Below are 20,546 nucleotides of genomic sequence, written 5' to 3'. Positions count from 1 at the left end.
TAGTAGTCCATCATAAAATTGTTAAAATATCTGACTTTATGGGGAAGCAGTTTTAGAGAGGCTGAACCGCCCCGAGTATACCGGAGGCTGATTTACTTGAGTCAGGCAGTGATGCCTGACAGGATTAAATTATCATAATACCGTCTTTCAAATCAGACCTATATGCTCCATTGACCGTTTCAGCCAATGCATTGTCGTATGAACCACCAGTCGTGCCAACAGAAGCAATAATGCTAGAGTCAGTCATTTTATCCTTGATCGTTGCGTGTTTATATTTAACACTCCAGTATTTTACTGTTAGTAGTAATATCAGTGTCAGTGTCATTGTTAGTTTGGTTGCTGGTTACTTAATCCGTATGGCAGCGGTTAGAGCAAAGTGGCGATTACCCGTATTCCATGTGTTAGAAACTTCTAAATAAAGTAATGACCCTACCGTTATAAGAGTTTTTACGAGCGAGCTGTGTTATTTTAGAGAGTCGTTACTACCTGTGAACACCTCGTTTTTAACACAGCTATTTAATACAGTCTGGCTGCAATTTATCTCATTTTTATCGTCATGTTCAAAATGAGGATACGCCCTAATACTACTATACAGTAAGCGTAATTTTACCCACTGCTTTACCTGATTCAAGGTGGTCATGCGCGCACGCTACCTCCCAAATAGAGTAGTTACTATCATCTATGATAGGCGTGATTTTACCAGTATCAACCAGCTCCGCAATCATTGTCAGGATACGACCGTGCGATTCATGGTTGATGCCATGAAATAATGGAATGAGCACCAAAACACCATGGAAAGATAAGGCTTTGAGAGCAATTTGCAATGGATCTGCAATCGGTAAAATAGTGGCGACATGGCCATTGAATCTAACGGCTTGAAAAGATTTTTGTATATTATCACCAGCTACTGTATCAAAAACTTTGTCAAAACCCACGCTGTCAGTATACGTCGCCACATAGTCATCAACCTCCGCTGTTGTATAATCCACTAGATGATCCGCGCCTAGTGTTTGTGCTAGTGCACGATTAGCAGGAGAGTAGGTAGCAGTGACTGTCGCGCCAAGTACTTTTGCTAGCTGAACGGCAATATGACCAACGCCCCCTGTTGCACCATGAATCAGGACATTATCGCCTTCTTTGACATTCATTTTTTGTACGAGTGCTTCATAAGAAGTGAGTGCGACCAACGGCAAGGCTGCGGCTTGCTTCATGCTGAGTGTTTTAGGCTTTTTAGCCATTAAACGCACATCAACTAACATGAATTCAGCAAGTGCACCATCAATACCGTTGAGGCCACCAGCCATACCATAAACTTCGTCACCAACACTAAATTCAGTGACGTCAGTACCTATCTCGCTCACAATACCAGCTACATCACCGTGTAGTATCTCTGGCAAATTCTCCGACCAAGGCAGCTCGACTGAGCGCAGCATGGTATCAATAGGGTTCACACTAGTGGCTTTCACTTCCACAACCATGTGACCTAGTGTTGCCGTTGGTTTTGGTTTTTCTGCCAATTGAAAAACTGCAGTTGTACCGATTTCTTTAATGATCATCGCTTTCATGTTATTACCCTTTACTGGTGTGAATGTCTTATGGTTTGTTTCAGGACAATAAGTTTAGACGTTGCTAATCCAGCAAACCATTACCCAGTAAACAAATTACTTTTGCTTTTTGAGCAAGCCATGGTTACAGTTAAATGGAATACCTATCAACTTAATAAAGGAGTGGCAATGAGCTCAATAAATCGATTGGCATATTTCAATAGTGTTGTCGAAACCGGTAGTATTTCAGAAGCCAGCCGCATCTTTGATGTACAGCCGTCTTCCATTTCACGGCAGTTAGCAGTGCTTGAAAAGGAGTTGGGCGTACGTCTGCTCAATAAAACGACCAGAAACACCAGTTTGACTGAAGCGGGGCACAAATATTACGAATACTCTCAGCGAATTGTGTCAGAGTTTGATAATGCCAAAAGAGCCGTTAATGATTTACAAATAACGCCACAGGGTAAGCTGAAAATCAGCATGACAGTCGGTTTTGGTGAAAGCATGGTATTACCGTTAATACCGAAATTTATGTCGTTATATCCAGATATTGATATAAAAATTGAGTTAACAGAGCGGGTTGTAGATCTTATAGAAGAAAATATTGATGTGGCTATTCGAAGTGGACGCCTATCTGATTCGACCATGATTGCCAGACGTTTGGTATTTAATGATTTTCTACTGTGTGCAAGCCCCCAATATTTAAAAAATAATGGCACGCCTTGTGGGGTTGACGATCTAGCTGATCACCAATGTATCCGATATGGTTATAACGGTTGGAAAGAGTGGTTTTTGATAGCAGAAGATCGTAAAAAGTTGATGATTAATAGTCAGGTTTCAGTGAACTCGGTGAATGGTCAAAAGCAGCTGGTATTGAATCATACAGGTCTGACGCTAATCCCATTGTGGGCTGTTAAAAGTGAATTGGCGAACGGGTCATTGGTTCAAGTCATGCCAGATCATATTTTTAGTCCCTATGAAGAACTGAGTGCTACTTACGCTATTTATTTAAAGCGAGATATGATCTCACCAAAAACGCGCGTTTTTTTAGATTTTCTGATAGAGCACATGATAGCGATTTGAGTTTGGGTCTACAGCTTGATCTCACAAGTTTTTATAGTCAACGACCGATGAATTTACTTTCATGAATATTAATATTTTTAAAGACCGAGTATGAATAGTTTATGAAAAAATAGGAGCACGCCCAATCTGCAGATTATTTCATATAGGATATAGGCCTAGGCACTCATGACCTGATGAATGTTTCTAAATTTAAAATGACTTATCATGCTTAAATATGAGCCTATGGAGCTTTTATGAAATCTAAATTATTTGTTAGTGGCTCAATTATGCTGGCCCTTGCTGCACTGTCTGGACTGATGGAAAGCTTATTTTACGGTGGCATTGCTTCTAATGGCGTGCTTCAAGAAAGCTTGTTTTTACCTCTGACTTTTATTTTTTTAGCCTTAGCACTAATCCTTTATTGCTTATCACTAATCATGCAGGCGAAAACAAGCGTGACAGGTACTCAAATGAACTAAACACTTACTCCACAACCACATTAATTGTTCCCAAGAGATCAATTATGATAAATGGATTTGATGCAAAAAACTTACTTCGCAAGATACGTATATATTGAAAACATTAGGATGCTTTTTTCAAATAGTCTAACCAGAGGTATCTAAAGAGTTCATCAAAGCAGTCACCACTAAGTTGTTTACATTTTTGAGTGAAAAGACCACCTCATCATAGTCTGAAGGTAGCTCCGCAATGGGTACCTTCACAAAACCATCCTTTCTTATTGCGCTTTCGCTCCATGCAAATCCGACACCTAAGTTTTGGTAAACCGCATCGTAAACACTTTCTTGGGTGTTTACGATATACGTAGGGGTTATCTCTAAATCAATTTTTGCTAGTGCCTCATTTATAAGTTTTTGAGTGGTAGAGCCGTGCGTGCGGAATATAACGGTTTCCGACGCCAACTCAGTCAAGCTTATAGACTCTCTTGATGCAAAAGGGTGGTTCGGTGAGCATAAGGCAACAAGCCTTTGGGTAGCACATTTCTTAAACTGTAACCTGTCATCCTTTGGCACATTTGCAAGAATGCCAACATCTACTTGACCGTTAACGACTCTACTGAACGTTTCATAGAAATTACCAAAATAGATCTCAGTCTGTAGCTTGGGATAGCGCTTACTAAACTGCCTGATAATTTCAGTGCCCGGCAGCGGGCTGCATAGAGCTACCTTTAATATAGCCGCTTCAAAGATTTTACTTCTTTGAATCAGCTGCTCTAGATCATCTTCAACTGCTCGTATTTTACTCGTCAATGACCCAAGCTCTAAGCAGTAATCTGTTGGCACAAGGTGCCTGCCACGCTGCATAAATAGCTTAAACCCAAGATTGTTTTCAAGCGTAGATAGTGCTTGGCTAATGGCAGATTGAGACACGCCTAAACGTTTAGCTGCCTGCGTGTAATTACCTTCCTCAAGCACCGAATTTAATATGTTTAGCTGATTATAAGTGTAAGGTTTTTTCGTCATATGACCGCCGTTTCTCGTATCGGTTTCAGAGATTGTCAGGCTTATCTCTGGGAAGTACGAGAAGTTATACACGATAAATAAGACTGAATGATTAAATGTATAAGTTAACCTTATATCTGACGCCAAACTGTCATATTCATCTTCTATATTAGTTACATGTAAATGATTAAAGCATTGAACAATTTACCTAAATGTATTTGCTTGAGCTATCACTCACTGCCAATACCAAAATATAAGTTTGGGCTTGAATTATGTTAGAACTAAGAAATGTGACTAAGAAGTATGATGGCAAAGTTATTTTTGAAGATATCTCCCTAAAAGTGAATAAGGGTGAGATTGTTTCAATATTGGGCCCATCTGGCTGCGGGAAAACCACGTTGCTGCATATTATTTTAGGTCTAACCGATATTAGTTCTGGTCGACTTGCCTATGATAAGGAAGACATCACACGTGTGCCTATGAAGCACAGAGGTTTCAATATTGTATTCCAAGACTATGCGTTGTTTCCTAACTTGAACGTAAAGCAGAATATTGAATATGGGCTACGTAATAGACCTAACGTAAGTACGCAAGCGGAGGTTGATGAGCTAGTTGATCTTTTGGAGATTAAGCTGCATTTGAACAAGCGAATCAGCCAGCTCTCTGGGGGACAAAAGCAGCGTGTTGCATTAGCACGTACTTTAGTGATGAAGCCTAAAATTTTATTATTAGATGAGCCTTTATCTGCCTTAGACGGGGTTATTAAAGAGACTATTAAGGCACGTATTCGTGAGATTGCAGCGCGTTATGAGTTAACTACTTTGATTGTCACACATGATCCTGAAGAAGCGATGACACTCTCTGATCGTATTTTGTTGTTATCAGACGGCAAGGTAGCTCAATATGCTAAGCCATCAGAAATCATCCAAAACCCGGCCAATGACTTTGTTAAGAGCTTTATCTTAAATCAGCTCAATATCAAACGCCGTAATATCTTGAGCCTATTTGAAGCGGACAGTGCGCCAGCTGACCCCTTAGAAAAATACACTCAAATGAGACCTATGCTAGATGGCAGTTCAGTCACTGAAGATATCAATTCCATAATCCAGCGCACAGCTGCTAAATCCATTAAAGATACTTCCAAAGGTTAACAAAGGTTAATCGCATTAGGCCAACGCTGGTCTCTCAAAACTTACTTATTTCGCGCGTAGGTCATTATGAAACTTAATAACTCACCGCTAATGAAAGCTTCGTGGCTTTTCATTGGTGCGCTATTTCTCGTCTTTATGTTTGTGCCTTTGGGTAAAATGTTGATGCTATCATTTAATGTGGCTGATGGATTAGGTCTAAGCCACTATGTCGATATCATCAGCAGTAATGACTTCAGACAAGTGATGTTAAATAGTTTTTTTGTCGCCATTGTTAGTGCGATGAGTGCCACCTTTTTGGCATTTATCCTTGCCTATACGGTGCACTGGACTAACTTGCCAAAGGGCTTTAAACAAACCATTAAGCTTGCGTCACTGTTCCCTATGCTATTGCCAACAGTGACTTATGGGTTTGCCATTATTTATACCTTTGGTAAGCAAGGTCTACTCACTAAGATGATTGGCTTTCAGTTGTTTGAAGACATATATGGTTTCTATGGTATGTGGCTTGGCTACACCATCTATACCTTGCCAATAGCCTTTTTACTGCTTAACAATACTTTTCAATATTTGGATAAGAAGTTCGTAATTGTATCAGAACTAATGGGCGATTCACGCTTACGCCAGATAGATATGACGGTCATTCGTCCTTTAATTGGTACTTTTGCAGCCGCTATCATTCAATGCTTCTTTTTAGCCTTTACTGACTTTGGTATTCCAGCCTCTATTGGTGGTCAGTACAAGGTTATCGCCACTGAGCTTTATACCCAAATACTGGGTGCATCTCCCTCGTTTGAAAAGGGCTCTGTGGTTGCCCTGTTTATGCTAATCCCCTCTGTCTTGAGCATTCTACTGCTTTGGTATGTGGCTCGATTTAATGTCAGATATGACTCAGTAGAGCATTTTGACTTGCCCACCTCTAAAGTCAAAGACAGGATTCTGGGTGTGTTGTCCAGTGGCATTTTGATTTCACTGTTATTCGTATTTGCTGTGATCTTCATCATTCCATGGATTAAGACATGGCCTTACGAGATGGCGTTTAGTACAGACACATTTACTAAGGTGATTGAGTCCTCGAACCTAATGCGAGTGTATAAGAACTCACTTATTGTTGCGACCTTAACGGCTGTTTTTGGCACCATTATTACCTATGTTGCCGCATTAGTATACGAGCGCTCAGGGTTATTCAAGATAGGAAAGCTGACGATCGAAAGCTCAGCTTTAGTGACCAATACAGTGCCAGGTATGGTTATTGGTATTGCTTATCTGATGGTTTTCTCAGGCTCATCTATATCTAACACCATCTTTATTATTGTGATTAGTAATATCATTCATTACTTCTCAACACCTTATCTCATGAGCAAAAATGCACTATCAAAAATGAATCTAGGTTGGGAGACTACAGCCTCTTTACTTGGAGACTCATGGCTACAGTCTTTACGCCGAATTGTTGTACCCAACTCAATATTTACACTTATCGAAGTGGCCTCGTACTTCTTTATCAGTGCGATGGTCAGCATCAGTGCAGTGATATTCATTTCAGGTGCGAAGACGATGGTGCTGACTACAAAAATTGTTGAATTACAGCACTTCGCTCGCTTTGATGAGATTTTTATCTTGTCGCTGATGGTGCTACTCACAAATATCACGGCATTAATATTCTTCGCAGTAGTTCGATACCTTTATACCAGAAGCATCAATGGCACAACAAAAATAAAAGTGAAAAAGACCACAGTGACGACGGTCGCTTAGATATTTCAACACAGTTTAGGTATTGATGTGACGAAAACCAATTGAACCGTTAACCATTCAAATAATTAGGAATAACAATGAACTTATTCAAAACGATAGTAATGGGATTGACTTGTGGCGTTTTAGTAGCAGGTTGTGGGTCGCAAAGCTCGGGAGATACGGCTGGCGAGGAGGTGATTATTTATAGTAATGCTGATGAAGAGGCAGTCGAGGTTATTCAAGAGGTGCTTGATGAGGCAGGCTTTGAAGGTCAATACATATTTCAATCATTCGGAACAGGTGAGCTTGGTGGACGACTATTAGCAGAAGGAAAAAATATTGAAGCTGATATGGTGACAATGAGCTCGTTTTATATCGAAAGTGCTCAAGCAAAGAACCCAATGTTTAAAGCGTTAGCATTTACGGCAAATCCACAGATTGCGACGCCTAATTACTATGCACCGATCCTCAGCTTTACGGGTGCCATCTTACTCAATACCAAAGAGATGGAAGCCAATAATCTCCCCATACCTACCAGTGCCAAAGACTTAGCGAATCCTATTTATAAAAATCAAATTTCTATGGTTGATCCAAATGGCTCATCAACTGGTTGGTTGTTTGTACAGGATATTGCTGCTGAATATGGCACCGATGCTGAAGGTCAACAAATCATGAATGCTATTCGTGAAAATGCAGGACCTAATTTAGAGCTATCTGGCTCTGGTCCTCTTAAAAAGGTAATGGCAGGTGAGGTGCCTATCGGTTTCGGACTACGTCATCAGGCAGTCGCTAATAAAGCAAAAGGTTTACCAATTGATTTTGTGGATCCCAGTGAAGGTAATTACACATTGACTGAATCGGTTGCTGTTATTGATAAAGGAGAGAAAACAAATCCTAAAGCAATGAAAATGGCTGAATTAATTGTCACTAAAGCTCGCCCAGGTTTATTAGAGATTTATCCAAATATTGTGTATGACGGCGAGACAGTAGCTGCTGAGAATCAGATTGATAATTCTAAGACCTATCCAGAGCTATTAACTGCCGAACTGTTAGATAAGCACCGTGCTTTTTTCCATGGTGAGTAATTTTAGTTCAATCAAAATAATGCTCATTCATGCTTAGCTATATTAGTTCATAGGTTAAGCAAGTAGAGGGCTAATTAATAAAGATGTATGGGAAGAGCAGATATGACAATGAGCAAAATACTTTCTGATAAAACATACGATGTCGTCGTCGTAGGTGGGGGCATCGTTGGGCTGGCAAGCGCCTACGCCGCCGTTAAAAAGGGGTTGAGTGTTGCAGTTGTAGAACGCCAATCTCAGAACAAAGATGCTTCTGTTCGTAATTTTGGATTTGTGACCGTTAGTGGTCAGCGTCGAGGTGAGCATTGGCAACGCGCCATGCACTCGCGTAATGTTTGGGCCGAGGTTGCGCCAAAAGCAGGTATTCAGATAGAGCATATCGGTTTGCATATGTTAATGCAGAGACCTGAAACGGTAGATGTTGCACAAGCTTTTTTAAAGACGGAAATGGGTGAGGGGTGCCGACTACTGACACAGTCTGAAATTAATGAAGCCGCGCCTTATCTGAACAAGGGAGAAGGGGTGTTATATAGTCGGCATGAGCTTAGAGTGGAGTCTAATACTGCAGTCGCTAAGCTGGCTCATTGGTTACAAGAGACGCAGAATGTGGACTTTTATAATCATACCACCGTGACTTCGGTGGAATTACCAAAAGTGCATACCAGCCGCGGTTTCCTTAACGCTGAGCATTGTGTGGTCTGCCCAGGATCTGACTTTACTGGCTTATATCCAGACGTGTTCGCTAAGACCAAAGCTAAAATGTGCACGCTAAATATGATGCGAGTCATGCCCAAACAAGCATTTAGATTAAATGCCGCTGTCATGTCAGATTTAAGCTTTGCCCGTTATGATGGATTTGCTCAGTTACCTGAAGCTACGGTACTAAAAACCTTACTTGACGATATTCAAAGTGTAGAGCGTCAAGCAGGTGTCCACCTAATTGTGGTTCAGTCTGAAGATGGCTCACTAATCATTGGCGATAGTCATGACTATAGTGATAGAGAACTACCGTTTAGAGACACTCGAATTGATGATCTAATCATTAATGAATTTAAGCAGGTGATGGATATTGGTGAGATAGATATTACTCAGCACTGGTTGGGTGTATATCCAAGTGCAGATGACGTGGTATTTAAGACATCACCTGAAAAAGGTGTGGTGGTCGGTGCAGTCACCAGTGGTACAGGGGCATCAACAGGTTTCGCATTTGGCGAAGAATTAATTGAATTGGTATTGGAATCAAAGTAATGAATACAGCAAATAATAATATAACAAGCAGCAGCTCACATAGTGATAGTTTAAACAGTATTAAAAACAAATTTTTTGATATTAGGCTCTGTGTGTTTGATATGGCTGGCACAACAGTAGATGAAGGTAACTTAGTCTATAAAACCGTATGTAATGCCATCACTGAAGCACTGGATAGCGCTGGCAAGTCAGATAAACAAGTGAGTCTTGAGTTATGTTTAGAATATGGTGCAGGGAAAGAAAAACGCAACGCCATCCGCGATATTTTAAACAGGTTAGATTTATCTGATGCTTGTATTGAATCATTAACGGATACGGCATTTGCAGCCTTTAAAGTCAATCTTGCAACTGCTTATAGCAAGGACACCTTATCTGAGTTTGAAGGCATGTCAGAGTTGTTTGAGCAGTTAAAGGCGCGCGGTCGTAAAGTGGTATTAAATACAGGATATGATGCTAAGACTGCTAATAACATTTTGACTATCTTAGGGTGGTCTGTGGGGGATCAAGTAGATGCGCTAATAACAGCCGATGACGTAGAAAATGGCCGCCCAGACCCGGATATGATTACTCTTGCGATGAAGCAGTTCAATATCGAGAATTCACAGCAAGTATTAAAAGCAGGGGATAGTGGTATCGATATTGAGGAAGGCCAAAATGCAGAGTGTGGGCTGGTTTTAGGTGTGCTATCTGGTGCACAAAACGAGCAGCAGCTAGTGAAATATTCACCTGATGCGATTTTAGATAAGCTGACTGATTTAAAGGCGCTTATTTAACTTAAAGCTAGGTCTAAGATTCAAAATATAAAACAGAATAGTAAAGCCATAAAAGCAATGACTTTTATGGCTTTTTTGATTTAGAAGGACTGTCCCAGATTCTGTGTAACTGCCGTTTAGATTAAGTGTTCCTGCCTAAAGGCTGTAACTTTAGACAGGTATTTAATATTGGAATACAAACGATTGAATATAAATCTCACAACACACCAAGCGTGCTCAATTGGCTTTTAGCGGACGCTAATCGAGCACTCTATCATTTAGCGTTGCGCTTGCTGTATCTTCTTGGTGCGTGTAATTAGCATGTTCCTAAGTATGTATATCTAAATTATGGTTCGTCAACCGGATCTATCGTCTCTAGCCTAGCCGGACTGGTATCATAAAGAATGGCTTTGACCAGTGATATTCCCATGAGTACCATCACAAAACTAAACGGCAAGGCACCAATAACCATCGCCGTTTTAATCGCGCCCAGTCCTCCGCTTATCAGCAGTACGCCAACAACTAATGCTAGTATTACGCCCCAAAAGATAATATGTGGGCGGCCTTTTGGACCCTCGTTACCACCTGAATTGATGGTGTTGATAACTAAAATTGCCGAATCTAACGTCGTGACTAAGTAGGTCAATAGTAAGACCAGAACTAAAATTGCCATTACCCAAGCAAAACCTGGGGACAACATCACATCAAGCATTGCCAATAATTGAGATTCTTGACCCACGCTTGAGATGGCATTGGTGCCACCTAGCGTTAAGTCAATCGCGGTACCACCCACCATTGAAAACCAAATAAAACACATCAGAGCAGGTAGGATAACGGTACCGAATAAATAAGTCCGAATACTACGACCACGTGAGATGCGAGCAAAGAAAACACCAACAAAAGGACCAAAAGCAATCCACCATGCCCAATAAAACACTGACCAGTCTTTTTGCCATGTGGCAAGCGTGTCACCGACCACCGTACCATCTGGCTGCCAAACCGTAAATAGCAGCTCAGGAAGTGCGACAACATAGTCAAACATACCTAAGAAAAAAGATTGTAAACCAAAGAATGTCGAACCGAATACTAAGAAAAAGGCAAACAGAACCAGACTCAATCCCATGTTGATGTTAGAGAGCCATTTCACCCCTTTACCTAGCCCAGAAAGCGCAGATAGGGTTGCTATACCAACGATAACGACCAGTGCAACGATAATGGCTGCCGTTGACGATGTGCCATCAGCATTCATCAACCATTCGCCCAAACCAACACGGTACATACTAGAAACGAATTGCTCAACCCCAAACCCTAATGTTTGGGCCACGCCCAAGATAGTGGCAATAACGGCAACGATGTCAATGGTATTACCGAGTTTACCTGATAGTTTTTGGCCGAATAATGGCGCAAGACCTGAGCGAATGGTTAAAGGTAATTTACGTCTAAACGAAAAATAGGCCATCGATAATCCGACTAAGGAATAGCAAATCCATGCGCTGAATCCCCAATGTAGAAAGGCCCATTTATAGGCATATCGTACATTGTCGGCACCAGAGCCCGTTGCCAACCCTTGAATGACTTCAGGGTTATTGGCAAAGTGATACATCGGCTCTGCGGTCGCAAAAGTCAACATACCAACACCAATACCAGCACCGAAAATCATCGAAAACCATGAAAAGTTGGAGAACTCAGGTTTATCTCCGGTGTCCCCTAAAATCAACCTCCCATAGCGCGGCACAACGGCCAGAATCAACGCTAAAATTAAGAAAAAGGCGACGCATAAGATATACCATGTCGAAAAGTGATTGAGTAAGAAAGTATTGATCGACCCTAATATCGTCGTTGAATTATCAGGAAAGATGACAGCCCAAACAATGAGCAGACCCAGTAAGATTTTAGCGGTAATCGTAACGTCTTTATTAAACCCTTCATAAAAACCTTTTGTCGCCACTTTAATCGGCAATTTGGTTAAAGGTTTTCTGCTGCTGTTTTTCATATCTAATCCTTTAGATGGTTTTCCTTTTGTTCAAATGAGCATCAAGCTGCACTGTCCTTCGAGCAGCTTAACCCCTATCATTCAGGGCGTGTCATCAGCCAGATACCAACCAACTTGCATCATGGTTAGCAGGGCACTCCAACTGATGACACTGCCTATTTAACTTGGTAAAAACTCTTGACTCCAACTATCACTCAAATCACCACTGGCAATACTGGCGTCAATGTCTGCCTCGCTATAGCCAAGTTCTAGCATGATCTGACGGGTGGATTGTCCAAATTTTTCAGGTCTAGAGAGTGCATACACGATGCTGTTCGACGGACGAATAGAATAAGGATCAAGCTGAGTCACTGTATGGCCACTTGGATGATCTTCATAAATTGAGAAAGAATAACTACCATTGTCAGTACCTGGTGTGCCATCTGCTGTGCGGCTGTATTCAGCACGTAATGCATTGATATCCGCACAGACGACAGCCGCAATATCGGCAGCTTGCAGACGTTCTACCCAGTCATGAGCAGGCGCTTTTTGAAAGGTATTAGATAAGAAAGCGGCACGATCATTTTTATCCAGCTCACTGAAACCTTGTAAGTCTTCAACGTTTTCGAAGTTTTTTACATCGACTTCATACGCGTTTAATAACAAGTAGTTCCCTGAAGAGGTATAGTAAAAGCGCGTCAGCTCATCATGGCCGTTGGTTTCGCGACCTGATGGCTCATTGAATAACCCGCGTTTTTCAAAATCATAGCAATAGGGGATTTGTAGCAAGGCGCTATTGGCGACCAATGAAGTACGACCACGTCCAATGCGGCCTGTACGATATTTTTGATAGAGCGCCACACCAATACTCATGGCGCCGCCAAAGCCGCACATGACATCAATAGTACCAACGTGTGCATGTTCTTCAGGAGTATCCATAGCACCGCCGCAACGCAACATGATGCCAGTAGACGCCTGTACCACATCGTCATAGCCTATGAAGTCACTACTCGGACCCTTACGGACACCACTAAAACAATCAAGCTTACAGAATATAGCATCAGGATTTAAGGCTTTTAAGCCTTCAGTATCCAAGCCCATTTTTTTGATTTGTGTGTCTGTTGCATTCCAAACAATAACGTCAACGGAACGAACCAACTTCTCGAACACTTCTCGTCCTGTGCCTTTGCTAATATCAGCAAGTATGGAGCGTTTGCCGACCATTTGAGACATACCATAAATGACAGTATTCCAGCTGTCGTATAATGGAGAAGCAGAATCAAGCTTGATAACTTCTGCACCAAAACGCGCCAAATAACAGGCCGAATGCGGGCCTGCAATAACATTACAAAGATCAAGTACTTTAATACCGTCTAACCAACCGCTTTTTTCATCAACATTATTGATTGAAGGCAACTTGGTTTTGATTGCCTTTAATTTTTTCAATGCGCCCTCAAAGTCGATAGGCAGCGGTGCTTTCGGTTGTAACATCAACTCGCCACATTCTTCTAGCCACACAATTGGGCCTGGCTGAATCATCTTGCCATAAGTAGGGTCATCAACTTCGATCATGAGTCCTGTTGTTTCTGCATGATCATCATGAATCCATTCTTGTAGCCAACGCTGCGGTGCACCAGGTATGCCGCGTTTCCCAAAAATCTTCTGCCACTCTTTTGACGTACGTAATAAAAACGCCACTTTCATTTTTTCGGCAATACGATCTGCCCAATGTTTTGGCATGGGATAAACCCCAAGCGATGTATCAGATGTCCACTGACTAGAAGGCAAATAAGTGTCTTCCTCCTCAGTCAATCCTTCCTCAAGTAATTCGTCGTATAACCCCAATACTTGCAAACAACGCTTGGCGTGATGTTTGTGGCTGGGGCATACCACGTAAAACATACGGCCATCTTTACACATGTAACTGCGGTAAAAAGGATCTAGCAGTTCTTGCAACGCTTCGTAGTCCATATTCATGGGAATACCTTCAACGCGGCGACGTTGAATCTCAACTTCGCGTTGGGTCAAATAGCGTTCAGGTAGGTTTTCGATATCTATTGAGTTGTAACAAAGGCCTTCCATCACAGCCGCAGCAAGTGGAACTTCAATAGCATCGCCAAGTCCTGTATTTTCACGTGCTTGTAGTGCAAAAACAACGGAAGAACCTGCCAGCATTGCGCCATAAGCAGAGGGTAGTGGTAAGGGTGAGAACGATGGGTTAATGCCCATGAGCACACGGTTTAAACCCATGTCAGTAAACACGCCCGAGCTCGCTGCCACAATGCTTTCATAGGCACGTAACTCACGGCGATTTTCGTCATTCGATGCAAATCCAGGGATTGACAGTGTGATCAGCTGTGGCCGCTCTTTTCGTAGCGCGACCAGATCTAATCCCATTTCTGCCATTTTTCCAGGGCGAAAGCCTTCGATAACGATGTCACTTTCTAAAATTAATTGCCTAGCTTGCGCCAAGCCTTCATCCGTCTTAAGATCGAGTGTTAACATCAATTTATTGCGATTCAGTACCGCATTGGCTGGACTGTGCCACTTTGGGCCTGTCGGTGGGTCTATATGAACCACGGTTGCGCCTAAGTCGCCAAGCATCATACCAACAGCAGGACCCGCAATATATTGACCAAAATCGATGACTTTGACACCCAGTAATGGCAATTCAAAAGTTTCTCGCATAGTTATCTATCCTTAGAATTTTATGGTACGACTATGAAAAATTAGAATTCAGTCAGAGCACTTGCCAGTCGTCCACTAATGGAGAGAGTCAGAAGCAAGCAGCATTTTTTGAATACAAACGACTGCTTTTAAGCGCACTGATTATGCAGTGCGCTTAAAAGGTAAGGGCTTTATAATGTAGCGCCTTTATAATGTAGTGTTCTTAAAGGCTAGCACCTTGAAAAGACAGTGCTATTAAGTTGGCATAGAGAACTGTTTTTCTTCTCTCAATGCCGCACTAGGCCAGCGCTGCGTAATGGTCTTACGACGAGTGAAGAATCTCACGCCGTCTGGTCCGTACATGGCCAAGTCACCAAATAATGAACGCTTCCAGCCACCAAAGCTTTGAGACGCTACAGGTACTGGTAGTGGAATATTGACACCAACCATACCGACTTGAATGTTGTCAATAAAGTAACGCGCCGCTTCTCCATCTCTCGTATAAATACAGGTGCCGTTACCATATTCATGATCGTTTATGAGTTGTACGGCCTCGGCCATGGTCTGCACACGCATCACCTGTAACACGGGACCGAAAATCTCTGCCTCGTAGCTGTGCATGTCTTTAGTGACATGATCAATCAGAGTAGGACCTACGAAAAATCCATTCTCATTGCCTTCTGGGGCAGCATCAGAACCATCGATGATGAGCTCTGCACCTTGCTCGGTAGCACTTTTGATGTAGTCTAAAATCTTAGATTTGTGCGCTGCTGTAATGACAGGGCCAAAGTCGTTGCTTTTATCTGAATGAAGCCCCAGTTTTAGCTCTTTAATAGCAGGCTGTAGGGCCGCAATCATCTTATCAGCGGTCTCATCACCAACTGCAACGGCAACAGATAGCGCCATACAACGCTCGCCTGATGAGCCAAAAGCAGCACCCAATAGTGAGGTGACGACATTGTCTAAGTCTGCATCTGGCATGACAATCGCATGGTTTTTTGCACCGCCTAATGCTTGGCAACGTTTGCCTTGAGCAGCAGCTGTGGTATAGATGTATTCAGCGATAGGGGTTGAGCCCACAAAGCTAACGGCTTTGACATCTGGATGATGCAAAATAGCATCAACGGCTTCTTTGCCACCATTTACGACGTTAATGACACCATCTGGTAGGCCCGCTTGCTGCAAAAGCTGTGCGATGAAAAGTGTGGCGCTAGGGTCACGCTCAGACGGTTTTAATACAAAGGTATTACCGCAAACGATCGCCATTGGGAACATCCACAGTGGCACCATCACAGGGAAGTTGAATGGTGTGATACCAGCAACCACACCTAGTGGATGAAACTCACTCCAAGAGTCTATATCAGTACTCACATTACGGCTGTGCTCGCCTTTGAGCAACTCAGGTGCACCGCACGCATATTCGACGTTTTCAATACCGCGCTGTAGCTCGCCTGCCGCATCATGTACGATTTTTCCGTGCTCTTCGCCAACCAGTCTGCAGATTTCATCTGCATTTTGCTCTAACAATTCTTTGAATTTGAACATGACGCGCGCGCGTTTTAGTGGCGAGGTTTTGCTCCATGCTGGGAAAGCCGCTTTAGCCGCAGCGACTGCTTCGCCTATGGTTTTTTCACCACCCAAAGCGACTTTCTTGCTGACATCACCAGTTGATGGGTTATAAACATCTTGAGTTTGGCTGTCATTGTTTGACAGGCTGCCGTTGATAAAATGTCCGATCGTTTGCATAAGTTTAATTCCTTTAAACATGTGAATAATTAGTGGGTTAATAGTAAGTGATGACAGTTTTAACTGACTGAACTCTCAGCAGCAGTGTTGTCATTCCATAGCAAGGTATAGAGTTGAACCATTTCTTCTAGCGTAGGTATTCTAGGGTTGTTGTTGGGTGAACCTGATGCGAATGCTTGCTCGCACATTGTGTTTATTAGCGCATCAAAATCTGCTTTTTGGACACCAAACTGTGCCAATGTGGGCACGTGAAGCTCATCGTTTAAGCTTTTTAGATACTTGACCAAGCTGACATTGGCCTGATCGTCTGTCTCACTATGATCTGCTATGCCTAGTGCACGCGCGCAGTCCGCATAACGGTCGGGGGCACTAGAAATGCCGAACTCTGTAATGGTTGGCAATAGCATCGCGTTTGATAGGCCATGCGGCACGTGAAAAAAGGCACCAATTGGACGACTCATGCCATGTACCAGTGCTACTGAAGAGTTACAGAATGCAATACCTGCTAAGGTAGAGCCCAGCATCATTGCTTCACGGGCGGTTTCATCTTTGCCGTCGTGATAAGCCGTTTGGATATTGGGTCCAATTAAGCGTAAGGCTGCGAGCGCCTGTTGGTCGCTATAGGCATTACGTTTAGGGCTGATATACGCTTCGATAGCATGGGTCATCGCATCGATCCCCGTATCTGCGGTAGTACGAGGCGGTACGCTGAGCGTGAGGCTATAATCGATAATGGCTGCGACGGGCATAAACCCCATACCCACGCACAGCAGCTTTTCGTTATTAGCCTCATCAGTAATGATGGTAAAGCGTGTCACTTCTGATCCTGTGCCTGCCGTCGTCGGTATGGCAATAATAGGCAAACCTGCTTCATCCACTTGACGAGGAAACTTATAATCGCGAATCACGCCGCCAAATTTTCCTAGAATAGCAATGGCTTTTGCACTATCGATAGGGCTTCCGCCACCTAAGGCAATCAGACCATCGTAATCTTGTGCTTGTACTTGAGACACGCCAGCCTCAATAGAGCTTTCAGTAGGCTCTGGCACCGTATCTGAAAATACATCGGCATTGATTTGTGCTGCTTTCAAAATGGTTTGAATGTTATCGACATAGCCGAGTTTAACCATCATCTCGTCAGTGATAATAAGGGGTTTTTTTACCCCTAAGCTGGCCAATATTGCTGGCAGCTTTTGGCAGGCATCGCGTCCAATTTCCATCGTTCTTGGGAGCAGGATACTGTGTGACATAGTGACTCATCCTTGAATTAATGACTTCAGATATAAGCGTAGTAGGCAGCTCAATCGTCGTACGGACTATTCACAAAAGTGTATAGCGCTTAGATATAAAATTCACATAACGATAAATATCTTATCGATATGTGAAAGGTAACAGAATGTTTTTGTAATAGCAAGACGCAAAAGCGTAAATTTTATCGTTATAATAAATAAATTTATTTGCTGCGAGTCAGCCAGAGGTTTAAACCAAACAATGAGTAATACTAAAAAGAAGGGCTCAAGTGTTGAGCGCGTTTTGCAGATAGTAGAGGTACTGGCCAGCTCGCAACGGCCAATGAGTGTCAGCGATTTAGCAGAAACATTAGAAGTGCCTGTGCCGAGTATGTATCGGCTATTGGATCAACTGCAGGGTCTTGGGTTTGTGCAGTTAGATTTGCCAGGAAAGGTAACCTGTGGAAAACGCACCTATAAGCTTGCCATGAACTTATTGCAAAACAGTGACTTTAAAAATGAAAGGCTAGCGATACTGAACGAGCTGTCAGCGCAAATAGGGGAGACGGTAGGTATTTCGATTTTACAAGACTTAGATGTGGTTTATATCGATCGCGTTATGTCGGATTGGCCGCTACAAATATTTCTGCCTTCGGGCACGCATGTGCCTGTTTGGGCCAGTGCCAGTGGTAAATTATTGTTATCGCAGCTATCGGATGAGAAATGCGAGCGCATCGTTGAGAAAATGTCGTTACACGCACTAACGACCAAAACTCAAACCGATAAAAAGCAACTGATGCAAACGATTACTACAACGCGTGAGACGGGAGTAGGCATAGATAATGAGGAGTTTATTCCAGGTATGGTTGCCTGTGCGGTCATGATTCCTAATGGCGATCAGCAAGCCTTTGCGACGGTGTTTACCCATGGGCCGACCGTGAGAAAAAGTCTAGAGGAACTACTCAGCTATGTGCCTCTTATGCAAGAAGCAGCAAATGAGCTATCGGTAATTTTTAATCAAAACTATGAATAGAGAAGTAGGTGCAAAGCGGGGTAGTAAATTACTATGAGTGTTAGTTGATCTTATAGCAAACCCCAGTCAGAACATCATCACCTCAGTAAAAAAGATTGGTAACGCTATATATAATATAGCGTTACCAATCTTTTTTACAGCAAATCATATTTTGTAAGTGACAAGATATTGTATCATCCAACTTAGTATATCTATGATGTCAAAACCATTTGTCGTTTTTACAAACTCGTTAAGATAAAGGTTTGACATAGGTATAGTGCATTATCTGTGGGTTTAGGTGGTTAGGATACTGATCAACACGTTGATAGCCATTGTTGTCATAGTATTGATAAGTACATAAAGTGTCTGTGTGCAGTGCATACGTGGTTACGCCCTGTGCCACGAGATAAGTCTCAAATGCCTGAATTAGCGTCGCTCCAATACGGTGGCGACGATAGTTTGGGTCCACACAGAAAAACTGCAGCTCGCTATCAAAATCGATTTTCTTTCGTTTCGTGCCAGCAGCCTCTTTTTCTTGTAACTCTTTCAATACCTGTTGTCCTTGTTCAGATAGACGCAGCTTGTTTTCTATCTGATCAATAATGGGCTTATCATCGAATGACAAAGCTTTATGTGGATCTTGTTTAGTGACCCCTATCACCACACCGCAAATAATGTCACCATATTCTGCAACTTGTATAAAAGTAGCATGATGATAGTCTTTAGCTAGAAATAGGGTAGCCAATTGCTTTAGAACCTGCTTATCTGTTGCAGTAGTAAATACACTCAAATTCATATTGACGACAAAAAGGTCAACAATGGCTGAAAAGTCTTCAGGCGTAGCACGACGATACTGTATTGTCATTAGTCACTCTCATTTATCATTAAAAGTGCTAGCGTATGCTGATTGACCAAGCATTCATACGCCAGTACTTTGACACTCGTATTTCGCTAACAGACTTATCAAATCATGATATTTTTATCTAATAGTTTGTATTTACCACTCTATTTCACCTGTATTGACTTGACTGCTCAACTCTAAATCACTTCCTCCGGGCAACGCTGGATAAGCCGATTTCATGGTGGTAATCACTTTTTCTGATTGCTTAGAATCTTGTCTTTTTGCCTCGTCGAGTGCTTGCTCAAAAGTTTTTAGATAATTGAGGGTGAAATCAACAGCGTAGTCTTTTTTGAGTAGGTTGCCTGAATAGTGACCTGGTATCACGACGTTTGGCTTTAATTGCTTCATTTGTTCTAATGATTGCATCCAAGCGCTACGTGCTTCTTTAGTTTGGGTATCAGCAGTCCACACATGCATGCCTGATGTTACCGACACGCCGCCGAAAACGGTTTTTGACTCTGGTACCCACATGTATGCTTGAGGGGTTCCGAACGCTTTGATTTCAATTTTATGGCCTTCTAAGGTCAGTGTAGACTGGTTAAGTGTTTGAGGTACTGTGATCTTGGTAGGCGCGTGTTTGCCAAGGATTGGGCTCCAATGCTTTAATTTTGTATCTTTGGTCGCCTCAATGTGTTCAACAATAGAAGGGCTAGACATAACCTTCACATTAGGGAAGGCTTTGACTAAAGGCTGAAGACCGAAATAGTAATCTGGATCGCCTGCCGTGATATAGATCATTTTAAGGTCTTTATTACTTTTTTTGATCATATCAACCAATGCTTCACCGTCGCTAACACTAAACTGCGCATCGAACAAAATAGCATCTTTCTCGCCACTTGCCAGTACAGAGGTCACTGGGAAAATAGCATTTTGATCTGGTTTATATGCTTGTAGTTGTAGGTCGGCTGCGTTCGTTTGGGTTGCAAGCAGTAGAACACTGGCCGCCATAGAAGCTGTCATTAATTTTTTCATAATCCACCTGTATTTTTGTT

General features: G+C 42.4%; 17 protein-coding genes. 8 read left to right on the top strand and 9 right to left on the bottom strand.

The features are described from left to right. Positions 1–124: 124 nt before the first annotated feature. Positions 125–247, bottom strand: coding sequence for a hypothetical protein (locus ACTQ9T_RS11310; protein WP_275691790.1), 123 nt, complete (start codon positions 245–247; stop codon positions 125–127). A 340-nt stretch (positions 248–587) separates the two neighbouring features. Beyond that, positions 588–1,565: a zinc-dependent alcohol dehydrogenase family protein gene (locus tag ACTQ9T_RS11305; RefSeq protein ID WP_440465118.1), complete on the bottom strand. Its 978-nt coding sequence runs from the start codon at positions 1,563–1,565 to the stop codon at positions 588–590. Between the two features lie 168 nt (positions 1,566–1,733). On the opposite strand from ACTQ9T_RS11305, the gene ACTQ9T_RS11300 reads away from it, so the two are divergent. Continuing rightward, positions 1,734–2,627: a LysR substrate-binding domain-containing protein gene (locus ACTQ9T_RS11300; RefSeq protein WP_440465117.1), complete on the top strand. Its 894-nt coding sequence runs from the start codon at positions 1,734–1,736 to the stop codon at positions 2,625–2,627. A gap of 233 nt (positions 2,628–2,860) precedes the next feature. Then, positions 2,861–3,085, top strand: coding sequence for a hypothetical protein (locus ACTQ9T_RS11295; RefSeq protein WP_440465116.1), 225 nt, complete (start codon positions 2,861–2,863; stop codon positions 3,083–3,085). A 126-nt stretch (positions 3,086–3,211) separates the two neighbouring features. Here the strand turns inward: ACTQ9T_RS11295 and ACTQ9T_RS11290 are convergent, their stop codons facing one another. Beyond that, on the bottom strand, positions 3,212–4,087 hold the full coding sequence (locus ACTQ9T_RS11290) for a LysR family transcriptional regulator (protein ID WP_440465115.1): 876 nt from the start codon (positions 4,085–4,087) through the stop codon (positions 3,212–3,214). A gap of 251 nt (positions 4,088–4,338) precedes the next feature. On the opposite strand from ACTQ9T_RS11290, the gene ACTQ9T_RS11285 reads away from it, so the two are divergent. The 5 genes from ACTQ9T_RS11285 (at position 4,339) to ACTQ9T_RS11265 (ending at position 10,048) form a co-directional block, all read left to right on the top strand. After that, the gene (locus ACTQ9T_RS11285; RefSeq protein WP_440465114.1) at positions 4,339–5,217 is read left to right on the top strand and encodes an ABC transporter ATP-binding protein; all 879 of its coding nucleotides are present in this window, start codon (positions 4,339–4,341) and stop codon (positions 5,215–5,217) included. Between the two features lie 66 nt (positions 5,218–5,283). After that, positions 5,284–6,966, top strand: a complete 1,683-nt coding sequence (locus ACTQ9T_RS11280) for an ABC transporter permease subunit (protein WP_440465113.1) — start codon at positions 5,284–5,286, stop codon at positions 6,964–6,966. A 77-nt stretch (positions 6,967–7,043) separates the two neighbouring features. After that, a complete protein-coding gene (locus ACTQ9T_RS11275) occupies positions 7,044–8,030 on the top strand; it encodes an ABC transporter substrate-binding protein (RefSeq protein ID WP_415228328.1) in 987 nt (328 codons plus the stop codon). 102 nt (positions 8,031–8,132) lie between these two features. Next, on the top strand, positions 8,133–9,275 hold the full coding sequence (locus ACTQ9T_RS11270) for a TIGR03364 family FAD-dependent oxidoreductase (RefSeq protein WP_440465112.1): 1,143 nt from the start codon (positions 8,133–8,135) through the stop codon (positions 9,273–9,275). Continuing rightward, the gene (locus ACTQ9T_RS11265) at positions 9,275–10,048 is read left to right on the top strand and encodes a phosphonatase-like hydrolase (protein ID WP_440465111.1); all 774 of its coding nucleotides are present in this window, start codon (positions 9,275–9,277) and stop codon (positions 10,046–10,048) included. The genes ACTQ9T_RS11270 and ACTQ9T_RS11265 overlap by 1 nt, the downstream gene beginning before the upstream one ends. Before the next feature lie 325 nt (positions 10,049–10,373). On the opposite strand, the gene ACTQ9T_RS11260 is transcribed toward ACTQ9T_RS11265, so the two are convergent. The 4 genes from ACTQ9T_RS11260 to ACTQ9T_RS11245 all read right to left on the bottom strand — a co-directional run bounded on the left by ACTQ9T_RS11260 (position 10,374) and on the right by ACTQ9T_RS11245 (position 17,662). Beyond that, on the bottom strand, positions 10,374–12,020 hold the full coding sequence (locus ACTQ9T_RS11260) for a BCCT family transporter (RefSeq protein ID WP_440465110.1): 1,647 nt from the start codon (positions 12,018–12,020) through the stop codon (positions 10,374–10,376). A 159-nt stretch (positions 12,021–12,179) separates the two neighbouring features. Beyond that, entirely contained in the window at positions 12,180–14,687 is a 2,508-nt protein-coding gene (locus ACTQ9T_RS11255; RefSeq protein ID WP_440465109.1) for a CoA transferase, read from the bottom strand. 234 nt (positions 14,688–14,921) lie between these two features. Then, a complete protein-coding gene (locus tag ACTQ9T_RS11250; protein ID WP_440465108.1) occupies positions 14,922–16,412 on the bottom strand; it encodes a CoA-acylating methylmalonate-semialdehyde dehydrogenase in 1,491 nt (496 codons plus the stop codon). 59 nt (positions 16,413–16,471) lie between these two features. Beyond that, positions 16,472–17,662, bottom strand: a complete 1,191-nt coding sequence (locus tag ACTQ9T_RS11245) for an iron-containing alcohol dehydrogenase (protein ID WP_440465107.1) — start codon at positions 17,660–17,662, stop codon at positions 16,472–16,474. Positions 17,663–17,903: 241 nt separating this feature from the next. Between ACTQ9T_RS11245 and ACTQ9T_RS11240 the strand changes: the two genes are divergently transcribed. Continuing rightward, positions 17,904–18,674 (top strand): IclR family transcriptional regulator, encoded by a 771-nt coding sequence (locus ACTQ9T_RS11240; RefSeq protein ID WP_440465106.1) that lies wholly within the window; start codon positions 17,904–17,906, stop codon positions 18,672–18,674. 229 nt (positions 18,675–18,903) lie between these two features. Here the strand turns inward: ACTQ9T_RS11240 and ACTQ9T_RS11235 are convergent, their stop codons facing one another. Both ACTQ9T_RS11235 and ACTQ9T_RS11230 read right to left on the bottom strand, forming a co-directional pair. Then, entirely contained in the window at positions 18,904–19,518 is a 615-nt protein-coding gene (locus tag ACTQ9T_RS11235; RefSeq protein ID WP_440465105.1) for a GNAT family N-acetyltransferase, read from the bottom strand. Positions 19,519–19,650: 132 nt separating this feature from the next. Further along, positions 19,651–20,526, bottom strand: a complete 876-nt coding sequence (locus ACTQ9T_RS11230) for an MBL fold metallo-hydrolase (protein ID WP_440465104.1) — start codon at positions 20,524–20,526, stop codon at positions 19,651–19,653. Positions 20,527–20,546: the final 20 nt, after the last annotated feature.

The organism is Psychrobacter sp. ASPA161_6 (genome assembly GCF_051970285.1).
In the GTDB taxonomy this organism is placed as follows: domain Bacteria; phylum Pseudomonadota; class Gammaproteobacteria; order Pseudomonadales; family Moraxellaceae; genus Psychrobacter; species Psychrobacter glaciei.
Note: the sequence above shows the minus strand (reverse complement) of the source record. Positions and strands in the feature narration are given on the sequence as shown.

Bases quoted from the DNA above. Each gene is read 5' to 3' on its own strand.
- ACTQ9T_RS11310 (WP_275691790.1), bottom strand. From the start codon at position 247: ATGACTGACTCTAGCATTATTGCTTCTGTTGGCACGACTGGTGGTTCA.
- ACTQ9T_RS11305 (WP_440465118.1), bottom strand. From the start codon at position 1,565: ATGAAAGCGATGATCATTAAAGAAATCGGTACAACTGCAGTTTTTCAA.
- ACTQ9T_RS11300 (WP_440465117.1), top strand. From the start codon at position 1,734: ATGAGCTCAATAAATCGATTGGCATATTTCAATAGTGTTGTCGAAACC.
- ACTQ9T_RS11295 (WP_440465116.1), top strand. From the start codon at position 2,861: ATGAAATCTAAATTATTTGTTAGTGGCTCAATTATGCTGGCCCTTGCT.
- ACTQ9T_RS11290 (WP_440465115.1), bottom strand. From the start codon at position 4,087: ATGACGAAAAAACCTTACACTTATAATCAGCTAAACATATTAAATTCG.
- ACTQ9T_RS11285 (WP_440465114.1), top strand. From the start codon at position 4,339: ATGTTAGAACTAAGAAATGTGACTAAGAAGTATGATGGCAAAGTTATT.
- ACTQ9T_RS11280 (WP_440465113.1), top strand. From the start codon at position 5,284: ATGAAACTTAATAACTCACCGCTAATGAAAGCTTCGTGGCTTTTCATT.
- ACTQ9T_RS11275 (WP_415228328.1), top strand. From the start codon at position 7,044: ATGAACTTATTCAAAACGATAGTAATGGGATTGACTTGTGGCGTTTTA.
- ACTQ9T_RS11270 (WP_440465112.1), top strand. From the start codon at position 8,133: ATGACAATGAGCAAAATACTTTCTGATAAAACATACGATGTCGTCGTC.
- ACTQ9T_RS11265 (WP_440465111.1), top strand. From the start codon at position 9,275: ATGAATACAGCAAATAATAATATAACAAGCAGCAGCTCACATAGTGAT.
- ACTQ9T_RS11260 (WP_440465110.1), bottom strand. From the start codon at position 12,020: ATGAAAAACAGCAGCAGAAAACCTTTAACCAAATTGCCGATTAAAGTG.
- ACTQ9T_RS11255 (WP_440465109.1), bottom strand. From the start codon at position 14,687: ATGCGAGAAACTTTTGAATTGCCATTACTGGGTGTCAAAGTCATCGAT.
- ACTQ9T_RS11250 (WP_440465108.1), bottom strand. From the start codon at position 16,412: ATGCAAACGATCGGACATTTTATCAACGGCAGCCTGTCAAACAATGAC.
- ACTQ9T_RS11245 (WP_440465107.1), bottom strand. From the start codon at position 17,662: ATGTCACACAGTATCCTGCTCCCAAGAACGATGGAAATTGGACGCGAT.
- ACTQ9T_RS11240 (WP_440465106.1), top strand. From the start codon at position 17,904: ATGAGTAATACTAAAAAGAAGGGCTCAAGTGTTGAGCGCGTTTTGCAG.
- ACTQ9T_RS11235 (WP_440465105.1), bottom strand. From the start codon at position 19,518: ATGACAATACAGTATCGTCGTGCTACGCCTGAAGACTTTTCAGCCATT.
- ACTQ9T_RS11230 (WP_440465104.1), bottom strand. From the start codon at position 20,526: ATGAAAAAATTAATGACAGCTTCTATGGCGGCCAGTGTTCTACTGCTT.